Raw genomic sequence first — 12,677 nt, 5'->3', positions numbered from 1 at the left:
GAACAAACTAAGTCAACGCCCCTTATCCTCGTGGGTACGCTGGTACGCGCTGTGCGGCCACGAGTCGGCGGAGGTTCCCTTGAGCGGTTCGGCGCGCGCCGCCACCCACGCGACGAGCAGGGGGGCGATCCTCGACGTCATCCGGGCGGCGGGCACCATCAGCCGGGCCGGCCTGGTCCGCGCCACCGGATTCACGGCGGCGACGATCTCCAACGTGGTCCGGGGGCTCCTGCGGGACGGGCTGGTCGTGGAGACCGGGCGCGCCGAGTCCACCGGCGGCAAGCCGCGCGTGCTGCTGCGCCTCAACGGGGACGCGCGCTACGCCGTGGGTGTCCACCTGGACCCGATCCGGACCTCGTACGTGCTCACCGACCTCACCGGCGCGGTGGTCTCGCGCCTGACCCGCGCGGGCCGCGCCGAGCCCTCCGTCACCGCCGCGGAGGCGGCCGACCGGATCGGTGTCCTGGTCGCGGGCGCGGGGGTCGACCGCGACCGGGTCCTCGGAGCCGGGGTCGTGGCTCCCCCGGGGACCGCCCTCCCCGGCACCGGAGACCTCGAACGCGCCCTCGGCCTGCCCGTCGTCCTCGGCCGGGACGCGGCGGCCGCGGCCCTCGGCGAGTACTGGTCGGGGGAGGCGGGCCGCGCCTCGGTCTTCGCCACCGTCTACATGGGCACCGGTATCGGCGCGGGTGTCCTGGTCAACGGCATCCCCTACCAAGGGGCGGGCGGTGCCGGCGAGATCGGCCACGTGTGCCTGGACCCCGACGGCCCGGTGTGCTGGTGCGGGGCCCGCGGCTGCGCCGAGGCCGTGGCCGGACCCGCGGCCGTCGTGGCGGCGGCCCGTGAGGACGCCGTCCTGCGCGGGGAGCTGTCGGGGCCCTCGGTGGCCGCGCAGTTCACGTCCGTGGTCCGCGCGGCCCGGGCGGGACGGACCGGGGCCCGCGTCCTCCTGGAGCGCTCGGCCCGGCACCTGGCGGTGGCGGTGCGCACCCTCGCCAACCTCATGGACCCGGAGCTGATCGTCCTCACCGGTTCCAGCCTGGCGGTGGCGGCCCCGGTCTACCTGCCCGCGATAGAGCACGAGCTCGGCCGGGCGCTCTCCGCGCGCGGCCGCCGTCCCGTCCGGGTGCGCATGTCCACCTCGGCCTCCACCGCCCCCGCCATCGGCGCGGCGGCGATGGTGCTGCGGTCCCGGCTCGTCCCGTTCCACCCGCCGGGCCTGCACCTGCCCGACGACATCTCCGAGGCGGTCCCGGGCTCCTGACCCGCGGTCGCGGTCCCGTCAGCCTCCGCCGAGCTCGTCGACGGCCCGCGTGAGCCAGGAGACCCAGCCCCGCTCCATGTCGATGCCGCCGCGCAGGACGAGCAGCTGCACCCGCTGCTGTTCGGTGAGCGCACCGCCCGGGAAGTCGCGCCTCTCGAACTCCTCGTACTCCCGCAACCGCGCCAGGTGCAGGTCCCGGTGGCGGGCCAGCTCCGGCACCAGGTTCCGCAGGCCCACCACTCCCGCCGCACGCAGGCGCAGCGGCAGCGGGTCGCGTCCCACCTTCGGGTCCTCGCGCCGCTCCACCCAGCGGCACAGCTCCCGGCGGCCCTCCGGCAGCACCTCGTACTCCTTGCGCCGACCGCGTGCGGGCACCTCCGAGGGCAGCGCCCGGATGAGGCCCGACTCCTCCAGCTTCCCCAGCTCCCGGTAGATCTGCTGGTGGGTGGCCGACCAGAAGTACCCGATCGACCGGTCGAAGCGTCGGGTCAGTTCGAGGCCCGAGGACGGTTTCTCCAGCAGCGCGGTGAGGATGGCGTGGGGCAGTGACATGTGCGCATTCTAGGAAGCCCTGCCCTTGGCCACCTCGCCCCGGAGGCGGACCTGCACGCGGCCGCCGTCCACCCGGCACTCCAGGTGCTCGGCCCCGGCGGTCGCCGGACCGCGGGCCACGCTGCCGTCGTCGAGGCGGAACTCGCTGCCGTGCCACGGACAGCGCACACAGCCGTCCACCAGCTCCCCCTCCGCGAGCGGGGCGCCCATGTGGGTGCACGTGCCGAGCAGGGCGCGCACCGCGACCCCCTCACGCACGACCACGACCGGCACCTCGCCGACCTCGGCCGCCGCGGGCTCGCCGTCGGGAAAGCCGTCGAGGGGGCCGACGTCCTGCCAGCCCTGGGGAAACAGGTCGATGTGGTGGTCGGCGCTGTTGGCGCCGCCCGCCCGGTAGTAGGCGATGTGCCCGCCGAGGGAGCCGCCCAGCGCCGCGACCCCCATGCCGGCCAGGGCCAGGGCCCGCCCGACCCCGTGGCGGCCCCGGCCGCGGTACAGGGACGAGGCCCCGAACAGCAGCAGGGCGACGGTGTTGGCCTCCGCGTGGACCACGCCCACGCGCTGCTGCCGCTCGTGCTGCTGCGACCAGTCCGCCAGGCCCGACACGGCGGCGGGCAACGAGGCCAGGATTCCGACGTTGACCAGCGTGTGCGCGCTGCGCCGGTGGTCGCCGGGCAGCATGTCGAGCACCACCGCCGACAGCCAGGAGCCCAGCGGCACCTGCACGGCGATCGGGTGGAGGGGATGGCCGAGCGGGACGCCGTGGAGCAGGTCCCGTACCTTGCCCGACGGAATCAGCCCCGCGGCCTTCTTGAACTTGGCCACCACCGGGTCGAGGCGCTCGGAGCGCTCGATGTCGCGTATGCGTTCGCCGAATCTCATGCTGGTGCGGCTACCCCGGCGCGTCCCCGCCATGCCCCGGACGGGGAACGCGTCAGGTGTCCTTTGCCCCGGCTTGGGTCAGAGCGCCGCGGCCAGGCGCGTGCCCTGGTCGATGGCGCGCTTGGCGTCCAGCTCGGCGGCCACGTCGGCCCCGCCGATCAGGTGCGGGGTGATGCCCGCGGCCTCGAGGTCGCCGACGAGGTCGCGGCGCGGGTCCTGTCCGGCGCACACCACCACGGTGTCCACGTCCAGTACGCGCGGCTCGCCGTCCACGGTGATGTGCAGGCCCTCGTCGTCGATCCGGTCGTAGGAGACGCCGGACAGCATCTCCACACCCCGGTGCCGCAGCTCCAGGCGGTGGATCCACCCCGTGGTCTTGCCGAGGCCGGCGCCGACCTTGCTGCTCTTGCGCTGGAGCAGGTGCACCCGGCGCGGCGGCGCGGGGCGCACGGCCTCGCCGAGGCCGCCCGGGGTGGTGTGCCCGGTGTCCACGCCCCACTGGAGGAAGAACTCATCGGGGTCCTGGGAGGCCTGCTCGCCGCCGTCGGTGAGGAACTCGGCCACGTCGAAGCCGATGCCGCCCGCGCCGACGACCGCCACGCGCTCGCCCACGGGCGCCGCCTCGCGCAGCACGTCGACGTAGCCCACGACCTTCGAGTGGTCGATGCCGGGGATGTCGGGCGTGCGCGGGGTGACACCGGTGGCGAGGACCACCTCGTCGTACCCGGCGAGGTCGGCGGCGCCCACCTCGGTCTTGAGCCGCACGTCCACGCCGTGGCGCTCCAGCTGGACCCCGAAGTAGCGCAGGGTCTCGTCGAACTCCTCCTTGCCGGGCACCCGGCGAGCCATGTTCAGCTGCCCGCCGATCTCGTCGGCGGCGTCGAACAGGGTGACCTCGTGCCCCCGCTCCGCGGCCGACACGGAGAAGGCGAGGCCGGCGGGGCCGGCGCCGACCACGGCGACGCGCTTGCGGGTCCGGGTGGGGGAGAGCACCAGCTCGGTCTCGTGGCAGGCGCGCGGATTGACCAGGCACGAGGTGATCTTGAGCTGGAAGGTGTGGTCCAGGCACGCTTGGTTGCAGCCGATGCAGGTGTTGATCTGCTCGGGCGTCCCGGCGGCGGCCTTGGCCACGAAGTCGGGATCGGCGAGGAACGGCCGCGCCATGGCCACCATGTCGGCCTGGCCGCTCGCGAGGATCTCCTCGGCGACCTCGGGGGTGTTGATGCGGTTGACCGCCACGAGGGGGACCGAGACCTCGCCCATGAGCTTCCTGGTCACCCAGCTGTAGGCGCCGCGCGGCACGGAGGTGGCGATGGTGGGGATGCGCGCCTCGTGCCAGCCGATGCCGGTGTTGATGATGGTGGCCCCGGCCGCCTCGACGGCCCCGGCCAGTCGCACGACCTCGTCGAAGGTGGAGCCGCCGGGCACCAGGTCGAGCATGGACAGGCGGTAGACGATGATGAAGTCGTCCCCGACCCGCTCGCGGGTGCGGCGCACGATCTCGACGGGAAAGCGCATCCGGTTCTCGTAGGAACCGCCCCACTCGTCGTCGCGGCGGTTGGTGGCGGCGACCACGAACTGGTTGATCAGGTAGCCCTCGGACCCCATGATCTCGACGCCGTCGTACCCGGCCTCGCGTGCCAGCACCGCGGCGTTCACGAAGTCCTCGACGGTCTGCTCGACCTCCTCGGAGGTGAGCATGCGGGGGGTGAAGGGGTTGATGGGGGCCTGGATCGCGCTGGGCGCGACGAGGTCCTCGTTGAACGCGTACCTGCCGGTGTGCAGGATCTGCATGGCGATCCGCCCGCCCTCGCGGTGGACGGCCTCGGTGACGACCCTGTGCTGGGCGACCTCGGCGGCGTTCGTCATCTTGGCGGCGCCCTTGAAGGTGGCGCCCTCGGCGTTGGGTCCGATGCCGCCGGTGATGATGAGCCCCGCACCGCCGCGGGCGCGTTCGGCGTAGAAGGCCGCCATCCGCTCGAAGCCGCCGGGGTGCTCCTCCAGCCCCAGGTGCATCGAACCCATGATCGTCCTGTTCGGCAGGGTCGTGAATCCCAGGTCCAGGGGTTGCAGCAGGTGGGGGTACTCGCCCATGGTCTCTCCTCGCGCGGAAAACGCCTCTCGGTCCGGCGGCCGGCCGTCCCGAGCACATTATGCAACAAGTTGCAAAATGGGTCGGAGGCGACCGGGGAAACCCGCCGGCTCCACCGGCCCCCGGAATGCCGAAGGGCCCGACCGCACCGCGGTCGAGCCCCTCTGTGGCGGAGGATAGGGGATTCGAACCCCTGAGGCGTTGCCACCAACACGCTTTCCAAGCGTGCGCCCTAGGCCACTAGGCGAATCCTCCGCCACCAACTGTACATGCCGGGAGAGGGTGCTTCGAACGGGTTTCCCCGAACGCTCACCCCTGGCTGGACCGCACCCCCGCGATGCGGTTGTTGCGGAAGGCGTCGACGAAGAGCGCGTAGTCCGTGCGGACCTGGGCCGCATAGGCGTGGGCGAACGCCGTGCACCAGTCGACGAACTCCTGCTCGCGCCCGGCGAGCACCTCCGACAGCGCCTCCTCGACCTGGCTGCCGGTCAGCGCGTCGTCCGCGTGGGAGTCGGACACGCAGTGCGCCTTGGCCGTGGCCCGGCCCAGGTAGTCCAGCACCGGCGCGATGTCACCGGGCTCGGTCAGCCCACCCCAGTCCAGGTCGTTGGTGTACGGGGAGACCTCGCTCACCACGAAGCCCTTGCCGTCGATCTCGGTGTGTCCGAGCAGCGGGTCGGCGTGGGCCTGCAACGCGCGCTGGGACACGGCGGTGCGGTGCCCGTGGTGCTCGAACGCCGCCATGATCTCGGGGTCCTTGACCACCCGCGACGGCGCGGCGACGTTGCCCTGCTTCATCGACAGCACCAGGTCGTTGTCCCAGGCCTCGGACTGCCCCTCCACGAGGAAGGTGTAGGCGGGCAGGCCGGCCGAGCCGATGCCGAAGCCGCCGCTGCCCACGACGTCCTTCACCTCGTAGCTCATCGAGCTGTACCGCTGGTCCTGCGGAATGGTCTCCAGGTACCGCCGGTAGGCGGCCATGACCTTCTCCCGCTCCTCGTCGCCGAGACGGCGGGCGCGGGGACCCTCGCGGAACAGGCGCCGGTAGCCCTCGCTGCGGGTCATCGACAGGAGCATGTCGGCACGGCTGTTGAGACGGGCCCTCTGCAGGACGTCGTGGACGGTGCCGTCGGTGGTGTCGAGCTTGAGCGAGAACTCGGAGTCGCCGCCGTGCACGGCGAACTGCGCCACCTGGGAGACATAGGCGTTCACGTACCGGGCCACCAGGGCGCTGATGTCCTCGTCGGACAGGGCCTTCTGCCACCCCAGCAGGGCGATGCTGGCCGACAGGCGCAGCACGTCCCAGGTGAAGTGGCCGAGGTAGGCCTCGTCGAAGTCGTTGACGTCGAAGACGAAGCGGCCGGTGGAGTCCATGTAGGTGCCGAAGTTCTCGGCGTGCAGGTCGCCCTGGATCCACACGCGGGAGGTGCGCGCGTTGGCCCAGGGGTCCTCCAGGGGGGCCACGTCCGCGTAGAACAGCGCGGCGCTGCCGCGGTAGAACGCGAACGGGTTGGCGGCCATCTTGCGGAACTTCACCCGGAACGCCGAGGGAGCCTCGGACATCAGCTCCGAGAAGGCGTCGTCCAGGACGGAGACGATGAGCTCCTGGCGGGCGGGAGAGCGGTCGACGGGGGTCTGAAGGTCGAACATGACCTCTTGGACGCTCCGGCGGCCCCTCCCAGTTCCGCGGATTCACGGGGGTGTTCCCCGCCTCCGCCGCGCCTTGCCAGACCACCCCCGGCTTCGGATAGACTCTGTGCAGACCCCTCGTGCGGCGTCACCCTATGAACCTCCCCAGGGCCGGAAGGCAGCAAGGATAAGTAGGCTCTGGCGGGTGCGCGGGGGGTCCTTTCTGTTTCTCCGGCCCGGTCCGGCCCCCCTGGCACCGAGGCCAGGCCGTGTTCCGCAGACGGGGCGCGGGCTGTCGGTGCTTGCGGGTTGAATGGACCCGTGGCAGGGACCAGGGGAGTGATCACACCGTGAGCATCGCGCTGTACCGCAAGTACCGCCCCGCGACGTTCGGTGAGGTGCGCGGCCAGGAACACGTGACCGACCCGCTGCGCCAGGCGCTGCGCAGCGGACGGATCAACCACGCCTATCTCTTCAGCGGCCCCCGCGGCTGCGGCAAGACCACCAGCGCCCGCATCCTCGCGCGCTCCCTCAACTGCGCGGAGGGTCCCACCCCCGACCCCTGCGGCACCTGCGACTCGTGCGTGGCGCTGGCCCCCGACGGCGGCGGCAGCATCGATGTGATCGAGATCGACGCCGCCTCGCACGGCGGTGTCGACGACGCCCGGGACCTGCGCGAGCGCGCCTTCTTCGCGCCCGTCAGCTCGCGCTACAAGGTCTACATCATCGACGAGGCGCACATGGTGACCCGCGAGGGCTTCAACGCGCTGCTCAAGTTGGTGGAGGAACCCCCGCCGCACCTGAAGTTCGTGTTCGCGACCACCGAGCCCGAGAAGGTCATCGGCACGATCCGCTCGCGGACCCACCACTACCCGTTCCGACTCATTCCGCCGAGCACCCTCAAGGAGCTCATGGAGGACCTCCTCGCGCAGGAGGGCGTCCCCTACGACCCGGCGGCCCTGCCGCTGGTGGTGCGCGCGGGCGCGGGCTCGGCGCGCGACACCCTGTCCGTCCTCGACCAGCTCATCGCGGGCTCGGACGAGGGGGGCATCACCCGCGAGGGGGCCGTCTCCCTGCTCGGGTACACCGACTCCAGCCTGCTCGGCGAGATGGTCGACGCCCTCGCCGCCCGCGACGGCGCCGCCGTGTTCGGCCTGGTCGACCGCATGGTGGAGGGCGGCCACGATCCCCGCCGGTTCGCCACGGACCTGCTCGAGCGCTTCCGCGACCTGGTCGTGCTCGCGGCCGTCCCCGACGCGCTGGACAAGGGACTGATCAACGTCGCCCCCGAGGCGGTGGAGCAGATGAAGGCCCAGGCCTCCCGGCTGGGGCCGGCCGAGCTGACCCGGGCCGCCGACATCCTCAACCAGGGTCTGACGGAGATGCGCGGTGCCACCGCGCCCCGGCTGGTGCTGGAGCTCATGTGCTCGCGCATCCTGCTGCCCGCCGCCGACGGGGACCAGGGGACCGCTCTGCTGGCCCGCCTGGAGCAGATGGAGCGCCGCATCGCCTCGGGTGCGGTCGCGGCCCCTGCGGCTGCCGCGGCTCCCGCGGTCCCTGCCTCCCCTCCTGCACCTGCGGCCCCCGCCGCGCAGGCGGCCCCGGCTCCCGCACCGCCCGAGCAGGCCCGGCCCGCCGCGCCCGCCCCCGTCGAGCGGCAGGCTCCCCGGAACTCGCAGCAGCCGCCCCGCCAGGCCGATCCGGCCGGCTGGGACGCTCCCGCCCCGGCGGCCGCCCCCGCCCCCGCGCAGCGCCCGGTGCAGACCGGCGGAGCTCTCGACCTCGGAAGGCTCCAGGGAGCCTGGACCCAGGTCCTGGAGGCGGTCAAGGGCCGGCGCCGCTTCACGTGGTCGGTCCTGGTCGGCAGCAGCATCCAGCCGGTCGGTGTGGAGGGCAACACCGTCATGCTCGGTTTCTCCCGCCCCGGGGAGGCCAAGGGCTTCGGCAACAGCGGCAGCGACCAGGTGGTCGCCGCCGCGATCCAGCAGGTCTTCGGCGTGGACGTGCGCGTGGTCGCCGCCGGTGCGGGCGGTGCCACCGCCGTCGCACCGCGCCGGCCGGCTCCGGTCGCGGAACCGGCAGGCTGGGACGCCCCCGCCCCGCAGCAGCCCGAGCCGCAGCCGTCCGCCGCACATCCCCCCGCCGCGCCCCGGCCCGAGCCCGCCGCGCCTCCCGAGCCGGCTCCGGCGGGCCCGCCGCCGGACCGGATCGTCACGGGGCTCCAGGAGCCGCCGCCCGACCCCTACGAGGACGCCGCCGCGGCCCCTCCGCCGGAGGAGCCCGGCGAGCCCCGGGACCGGGCGCCGCGCTCCGTTCCCGCGCCGCAGGAGCCCGTCGCGGCCTCCGCACCTCCGGACTCCGCCCCTCTGCCCCCGGGAGCAGGAGCGGCCCTCATCGAGACCGAGCTGGGCGGCCGGGTGATCGAGGAGATCGAACACGAGGCCCCGAGCGGACTCTGATCCGGGGGAGCCCCTACCCCGGAGGCCGCATGCCGCGCAGCGCGGTGTCCACGAGCGCGTCCACGTACCCGTGGGTCAACGGCGCGGTCCGCTGGAGCCAGCGCTGGTGGAACGGCCCCGTGAGCAGTTCCACCGCGATGTCCAGGTCGAGACCGGGATCGATCTCCCCTGCCTCCTGGGCGCTGCGCAGCCGGGCCTTGTACGCCTCCAGCCCCGGCCGCAGCTGCTGTTCCCGGACGGCCTCGGCGAACGCCGAGTCGTGCTGGATCTCGGCGGTGAACGCCCGGGCGGTGCGGTCGATCACAGGGTCGTTGAACTCGTCCACGGTGGCGCGCAGCACCGCCTTGAGGTCGGCGGCCAGGTCCCCGGTGTCGGGCAGCCGTTCCTCGCTGCCGCTGCCGGTGAGCTCGGTGAACACGTCGAGGAGCACCCCGGCCTTGGAGGGCCACCAGCGGTAGATCGTCTGCTTGCCGACCCCGGCCCGCGCGGCGATCGCCTCCACCGTCATCTTCGCGAACCCCACCTCGCCCAGCAGCTCCGCCGCGGCGGTGAGAACCGCCCGGCGGGCCCGCTCGCTGCGGCGGCGGGGATCGGGACCGACCGGGCCGTCGGTGGGGGCGCTGCGCTCTGCCATACCGACACGTTAGCGGCTCGATAATGACGAGACGTTTCGTCTCGGAGGGGTTACCCTCCAGGAAGCGGTTGTTGCGGGGCATGGTGCCCCGCACGCGAAAAGGGGGCCCTCATGGCCAGAAACAGCGACAACCTCCTCGGCCTCGGCGGCCAGCGCGGCACCTTCTCCCGCTCCGCCCTCCGCGGAGGGAAGGGGAGCGTTCCCGGCGGCCCCAGCGCCGACGCCCGGCAGAGCAAGCAGGAGCTCCTGCGCAAGATCAAGGAGAAGAGCCAGGCCCAGGAGGCCGGCGAGAACACCGCGGAGTGAGCGGAGCGGGTCCCGGCCTCCGAGGCCGGGACCCGCCGGCCGCCGCCGGCCGGGGGACGGGTGGGGTCAGCACCGCCACGTACGTCCCTCCGGGGAGTCGAGCCACACCCGGTGCGCACCGTCGGGGTCCACCGACAAACCGAACCGGTCGGGCTCCGGGGAGCCCAGGCCCCTCCACTCCTCCAGCGCCTCCTCGAACTCGTCCCAGATGCTGCGCGGGCCGCCCTGCTCGACCATCCACGAGGTGCCGTAGGGGTAGATCCGCACCCACGACTCGCGCGTCCGGTCGCACACCCAGAGGCCCGAACCGGTTCCGATCCAGCGCCGCCGCACCCTCCAGTCGGGCACCATCACCGACAGCGCGAACGCCGACGGGAACGCCATCAGCGGAGCCACGGGGTCGGTCTGCGTGAGCCGGTACTCGTCGGGCTGCTGGCCGGAGTCCCGTACCGGTGGCAGGGGCGGCCCGGGGACCCGCAGCGGCACGAAGCCCACCCCGCCGTGGAAGTCCGCGCACATCGACCCGTCGTCGAGGCGTGTCGCGCGCGCCAGCACCCCGGCGCCCTCCAGCAGCCCCCAGGGAAAGACGACCCGTCCGTCCGGCTCCAGCTGTTCGAGCCAGGAAGGAGGCAGCCGGCGTACACCGCAGGCCGTGATGATCCGGTCGTAGGGAGACTCCGGGGCGAAGCCCTCGTAGCCGTCGGCCGTGTGCACGGCGGGTTCGTACCCCTCGGCGCGCAGGGTCTGGACGGCGGCCCGCGCCAGGTGTTCGTCGATCTCCACCGAGATGACGGAGCGGCTACCCACGCGGTGCGACAGCAGCGCCGTGTTCCATCCGGTCCCCGTGCCGATCTCCAGCACCCTCCGGCCGCGTCTCAGCCCGGCCAGCTCCAGCATCCGGGCCAGGACGGTGGGCGCGGTGCTGGAGGAGGCGGGCCGGTGCCGCTGCGCCCGGCGCGGTTGCGGCGCCCGGTACCTGCGGGCGACGGGAAGGTCCTCCCCGAACAATTCCTCGCGTCCGCCCGGAGGCTCGGCCTCGTCCATACGCGTGACGATGGCGTCGTCGGCGTAGACCGCCGACAGCCACAGTTCGTGGTTGCCGGTGGCGTCGAGCGCGGTTCCGTGCGCGGTCAGCGCGCCGGTCTCGGGGATGAAGCGGTGCCGGGGCACGGCACGGAACGCCTCGACGAGTGCGGGGTCGACGAGTGTGCCGTCCGCGACCATCGCCTCGATCAATGCCGAATGGCGCTCCTCTGCGGTCAACACTTTTCCGGACCCCCGTGCTGTCGGTGCTGTCGGCGGGGCCTGCCCGCACAGCCGCGACGGCGGTGCCCGCCAGACCCCATGTCCACCAGCGGTGATTTTATCGCTACTCCCTGCTCATGCCTTGTGTGCCCTCCTGCCCGGAGAGTCGCCGCTGTCCGGCCGACCTTCCCCTTCGGCCCAGGCTGTCCCGCACATCCGCCCCTGACCGGTTACGCTCACACGGAGCAAGGCATGACAGCGACGCCCGCACCGAGAGTGCGGCGAGGAGGCGGCCGTGAACCCCGGCGGAATGGACATGCAGGCGCTGCTCCAGCAGGCCCAGCAGATGCAGCAGCAGCTCGTCCAGGCCCAGCAGGCCCTGGACGAGACCGAGGTGGAGGGCACCTCCGGCGGTGGCCTGGTCAAGGTCAAGCTGAGTGGGCGCGGACAGGTCGAGGACATCACCATCGACCCCGAGGCCGTCGACCCCGACGACGCCGCCGACACGGCCGAGACGATCGCCGATCTCGTGCTCGCCGCCATCCGCGACGCGGAGGCCCAGGTCGAGCGGATCCAGCAGGAGAAGATGGGCCCCCTCGCGCAGGGCCTCGGAGGCGGCGGGATGCCGGGACTCCCCGGCTTCTAGGCCGTTGGACCGTGTTTTCGGATGCTCTCGCCGCATCGGCGGAGCCGATCCCCGGCGAACGGTCGGCCAGGCGTTCCCCTGCGAGGCGGGGAGCGCGGCCCAGCCCGGGAGGCTCGGCAAGCTCTTCGGCGGGGCAAGGGGGCGTCTGGCGGCCCTGCGGTCCGGGGTGATCCGAACAACAGGGCCTGGAGCTGCGGAAACCTGTTTCACCGCAGACGGCGGACGGCGGCCGACCCGGTGTGCCGGGGAGGCCGTCGCTGCCTATACGGTGGAGGTGCGGGGCTGAGGACCGAGCCCGTGAGGAATCCGGTCCGAACCGAATGGGCAGGCGATGTACGAAGGCGCGGTGCAGAATCTGATCGACGAGCTGGGGCGGCTGCCCGGCGTCGGTCCGAAAAGCGCGCAGCGCATCGCCTTCCATCTGCTGTCCGCCGAGCACGCGGACGTCAAACGCCTCGTGAACGCGCTCGTCGAGGTCAAGGAGAGGGTGCGCTTCTGCTCCGTCTGCGGCAACGTCGCCGAGGAGGAGCAGTGCCGGATCTGCCGCGATCCCCGCCGCGACGCCGCGGTCATCTGCGTCGTCGAGGAGTCCAAGGACGTCGTCGCCATCGAGCGCACGCGTGAGTTCCGCGGCCGCTACCACGTGCTGGGCGGCGCCATCAGCCCCATCGAGGGCGTCGGACCCGACGATCTGCGCGTCAAGGAACTCATGACCCGTCTGTCCGACGGCGAGGTGACCGAGCTGATCCTCGCCACCGACCCCAACCTCGAGGGCGAGGCGACAGCCACCTATCTCGCCCGCCTCGTCAAACCCATGGGTCTCAAAGTGACGCGGCTGGCCAGTGGGCTGCCCGTCGGCGGAGATCTCGAATACGCCGACGAAGTCACTCTGGGACGCGCCTTCGAGGGGCGCCGCAGTCTGGAGTTCTAGCTCACATTCGGCTTTTTCTGCCGGAGATGACGAGTAC

11 protein-coding genes, 1 tRNA gene and 1 other RNA gene are annotated in these 12,677 nt (G+C 72.7%); 6 read left to right on the top strand and 7 right to left on the bottom strand.

From position 1 onward, the window contains the following. Positions 1–79 precede the first annotated feature (79 nt). Entirely contained in the window at positions 80–1,264 is a 1,185-nt protein-coding gene (locus FHS13_RS18130; protein WP_184293125.1) for an ROK family transcriptional regulator, read from the top strand. 18 nt (positions 1,265–1,282) lie between these two features. Here the strand turns inward: FHS13_RS18130 and FHS13_RS18125 are convergent, their stop codons facing one another. The 5 genes from FHS13_RS18125 to FHS13_RS18105 all read right to left on the bottom strand — a co-directional run bounded on the left by FHS13_RS18125 (position 1,283) and on the right by FHS13_RS18105 (position 6,440). Next, the gene (locus FHS13_RS18125) at positions 1,283–1,816 is read right to left on the bottom strand and encodes a PadR family transcriptional regulator (RefSeq protein ID WP_184293124.1); all 534 of its coding nucleotides are present in this window, start codon (positions 1,814–1,816) and stop codon (positions 1,283–1,285) included. A 9-nt stretch (positions 1,817–1,825) separates the two neighbouring features. Further along, on the bottom strand, positions 1,826–2,698 hold the full coding sequence (locus FHS13_RS18120; protein ID WP_184293123.1) for a Rieske (2Fe-2S) protein: 873 nt from the start codon (positions 2,696–2,698) through the stop codon (positions 1,826–1,828). A 78-nt stretch (positions 2,699–2,776) separates the two neighbouring features. After that, entirely contained in the window at positions 2,777–4,792 is a 2,016-nt protein-coding gene (locus tag FHS13_RS18115) for an NADPH-dependent 2,4-dienoyl-CoA reductase (RefSeq protein WP_184293122.1), read from the bottom strand. A gap of 165 nt (positions 4,793–4,957) precedes the next feature. Further along, positions 4,958–5,045: transfer RNA gene (locus FHS13_RS18110), tRNA-Ser, on the bottom strand. Positions 5,046–5,099: 54 nt separating this feature from the next. Further along, entirely contained in the window at positions 5,100–6,440 is a 1,341-nt protein-coding gene (locus FHS13_RS18105) for a DUF2252 domain-containing protein (protein ID WP_184293121.1), read from the bottom strand. 108 nt (positions 6,441–6,548) lie between these two features. Between FHS13_RS18105 and ffs the strand changes: the two genes are divergently transcribed. After that, positions 6,549–6,644, top strand: an RNA gene (gene ffs / locus FHS13_RS18100) — signal recognition particle sRNA small type. A gap of 125 nt (positions 6,645–6,769) precedes the next feature. Further along, on the top strand, positions 6,770–8,878 hold the full coding sequence (locus FHS13_RS18095; protein WP_184293120.1) for a DNA polymerase III subunit gamma and tau: 2,109 nt from the start codon (positions 6,770–6,772) through the stop codon (positions 8,876–8,878). 13 nt (positions 8,879–8,891) lie between these two features. Here the strand turns inward: FHS13_RS18095 and FHS13_RS18090 are convergent, their stop codons facing one another. Then, on the bottom strand, positions 8,892–9,512 hold the full coding sequence (locus tag FHS13_RS18090) for a TetR/AcrR family transcriptional regulator (protein ID WP_184293119.1): 621 nt from the start codon (positions 9,510–9,512) through the stop codon (positions 8,892–8,894). Between the two features lie 111 nt (positions 9,513–9,623). Between FHS13_RS18090 and FHS13_RS18085 the strand changes: the two genes are divergently transcribed. Continuing rightward, positions 9,624–9,818 (top strand): DUF6243 family protein, encoded by a 195-nt coding sequence (locus FHS13_RS18085; RefSeq protein ID WP_184293118.1) that lies wholly within the window; start codon positions 9,624–9,626, stop codon positions 9,816–9,818. 66 nt (positions 9,819–9,884) lie between these two features. On the opposite strand, the gene FHS13_RS18080 is transcribed toward FHS13_RS18085, so the two are convergent. Beyond that, complete coding sequence (locus FHS13_RS18080) at positions 9,885–11,081, bottom strand: methyltransferase domain-containing protein (protein WP_184293203.1); 1,197 nt, start codon at positions 11,079–11,081, stop codon at positions 9,885–9,887. Between the two features lie 292 nt (positions 11,082–11,373). Between FHS13_RS18080 and FHS13_RS18075 the strand changes: the two genes are divergently transcribed. Further along, on the top strand, positions 11,374–11,709 hold the full coding sequence (locus FHS13_RS18075) for a YbaB/EbfC family nucleoid-associated protein (protein ID WP_184293202.1): 336 nt from the start codon (positions 11,374–11,376) through the stop codon (positions 11,707–11,709). A 331-nt stretch (positions 11,710–12,040) separates the two neighbouring features. Continuing rightward, a complete protein-coding gene (recR, locus tag FHS13_RS18070; protein ID WP_184293117.1) occupies positions 12,041–12,640 on the top strand; it encodes a recombination mediator RecR in 600 nt (199 codons plus the stop codon). Positions 12,641–12,677 lie beyond the last annotated feature (37 nt).

It is taken from the genome of Nocardiopsis algeriensis (assembly GCF_014203695.1).
Classification (GTDB): Bacteria; Actinomycetota; Actinomycetes; order Streptosporangiales; family Streptosporangiaceae; genus Nocardiopsis; species Nocardiopsis algeriensis.
The sequence above is the reverse complement of the archived record's forward strand: the minus strand, read 5'-3'. Positions and strand labels throughout refer to the sequence as shown.

What these genes read in the sequence shown, in the direction of transcription:
- FHS13_RS18125 (WP_184293124.1), bottom strand. Translation starts at nt 1,816, where the DNA reads ATGTCACTGCCCCACGCCATCCTCACCGCGCTGCTGGAGAAACCGTCC.
- FHS13_RS18120 (WP_184293123.1), bottom strand. Translation starts at nt 2,698, where the DNA reads ATGAGATTCGGCGAACGCATACGCGACATCGAGCGCTCCGAGCGCCTC.
- FHS13_RS18115 (WP_184293122.1), bottom strand. Translation starts at nt 4,792, where the DNA reads ATGGGCGAGTACCCCCACCTGCTGCAACCCCTGGACCTGGGATTCACG.
- FHS13_RS18105 (WP_184293121.1), bottom strand. Translation starts at nt 6,440, where the DNA reads ATGTTCGACCTTCAGACCCCCGTCGACCGCTCTCCCGCCCGCCAGGAG.
- FHS13_RS18090 (WP_184293119.1), bottom strand. Translation starts at nt 9,512, where the DNA reads ATGGCAGAGCGCAGCGCCCCCACCGACGGCCCGGTCGGTCCCGATCCC.
- FHS13_RS18085 (WP_184293118.1), top strand. Translation starts at nt 9,624, where the DNA reads ATGGCCAGAAACAGCGACAACCTCCTCGGCCTCGGCGGCCAGCGCGGC.
- FHS13_RS18075 (WP_184293202.1), top strand. Translation starts at nt 11,374, where the DNA reads ATGGACATGCAGGCGCTGCTCCAGCAGGCCCAGCAGATGCAGCAGCAG.
- recR (WP_184293117.1), top strand. Translation starts at nt 12,041, where the DNA reads ATGTACGAAGGCGCGGTGCAGAATCTGATCGACGAGCTGGGGCGGCTG.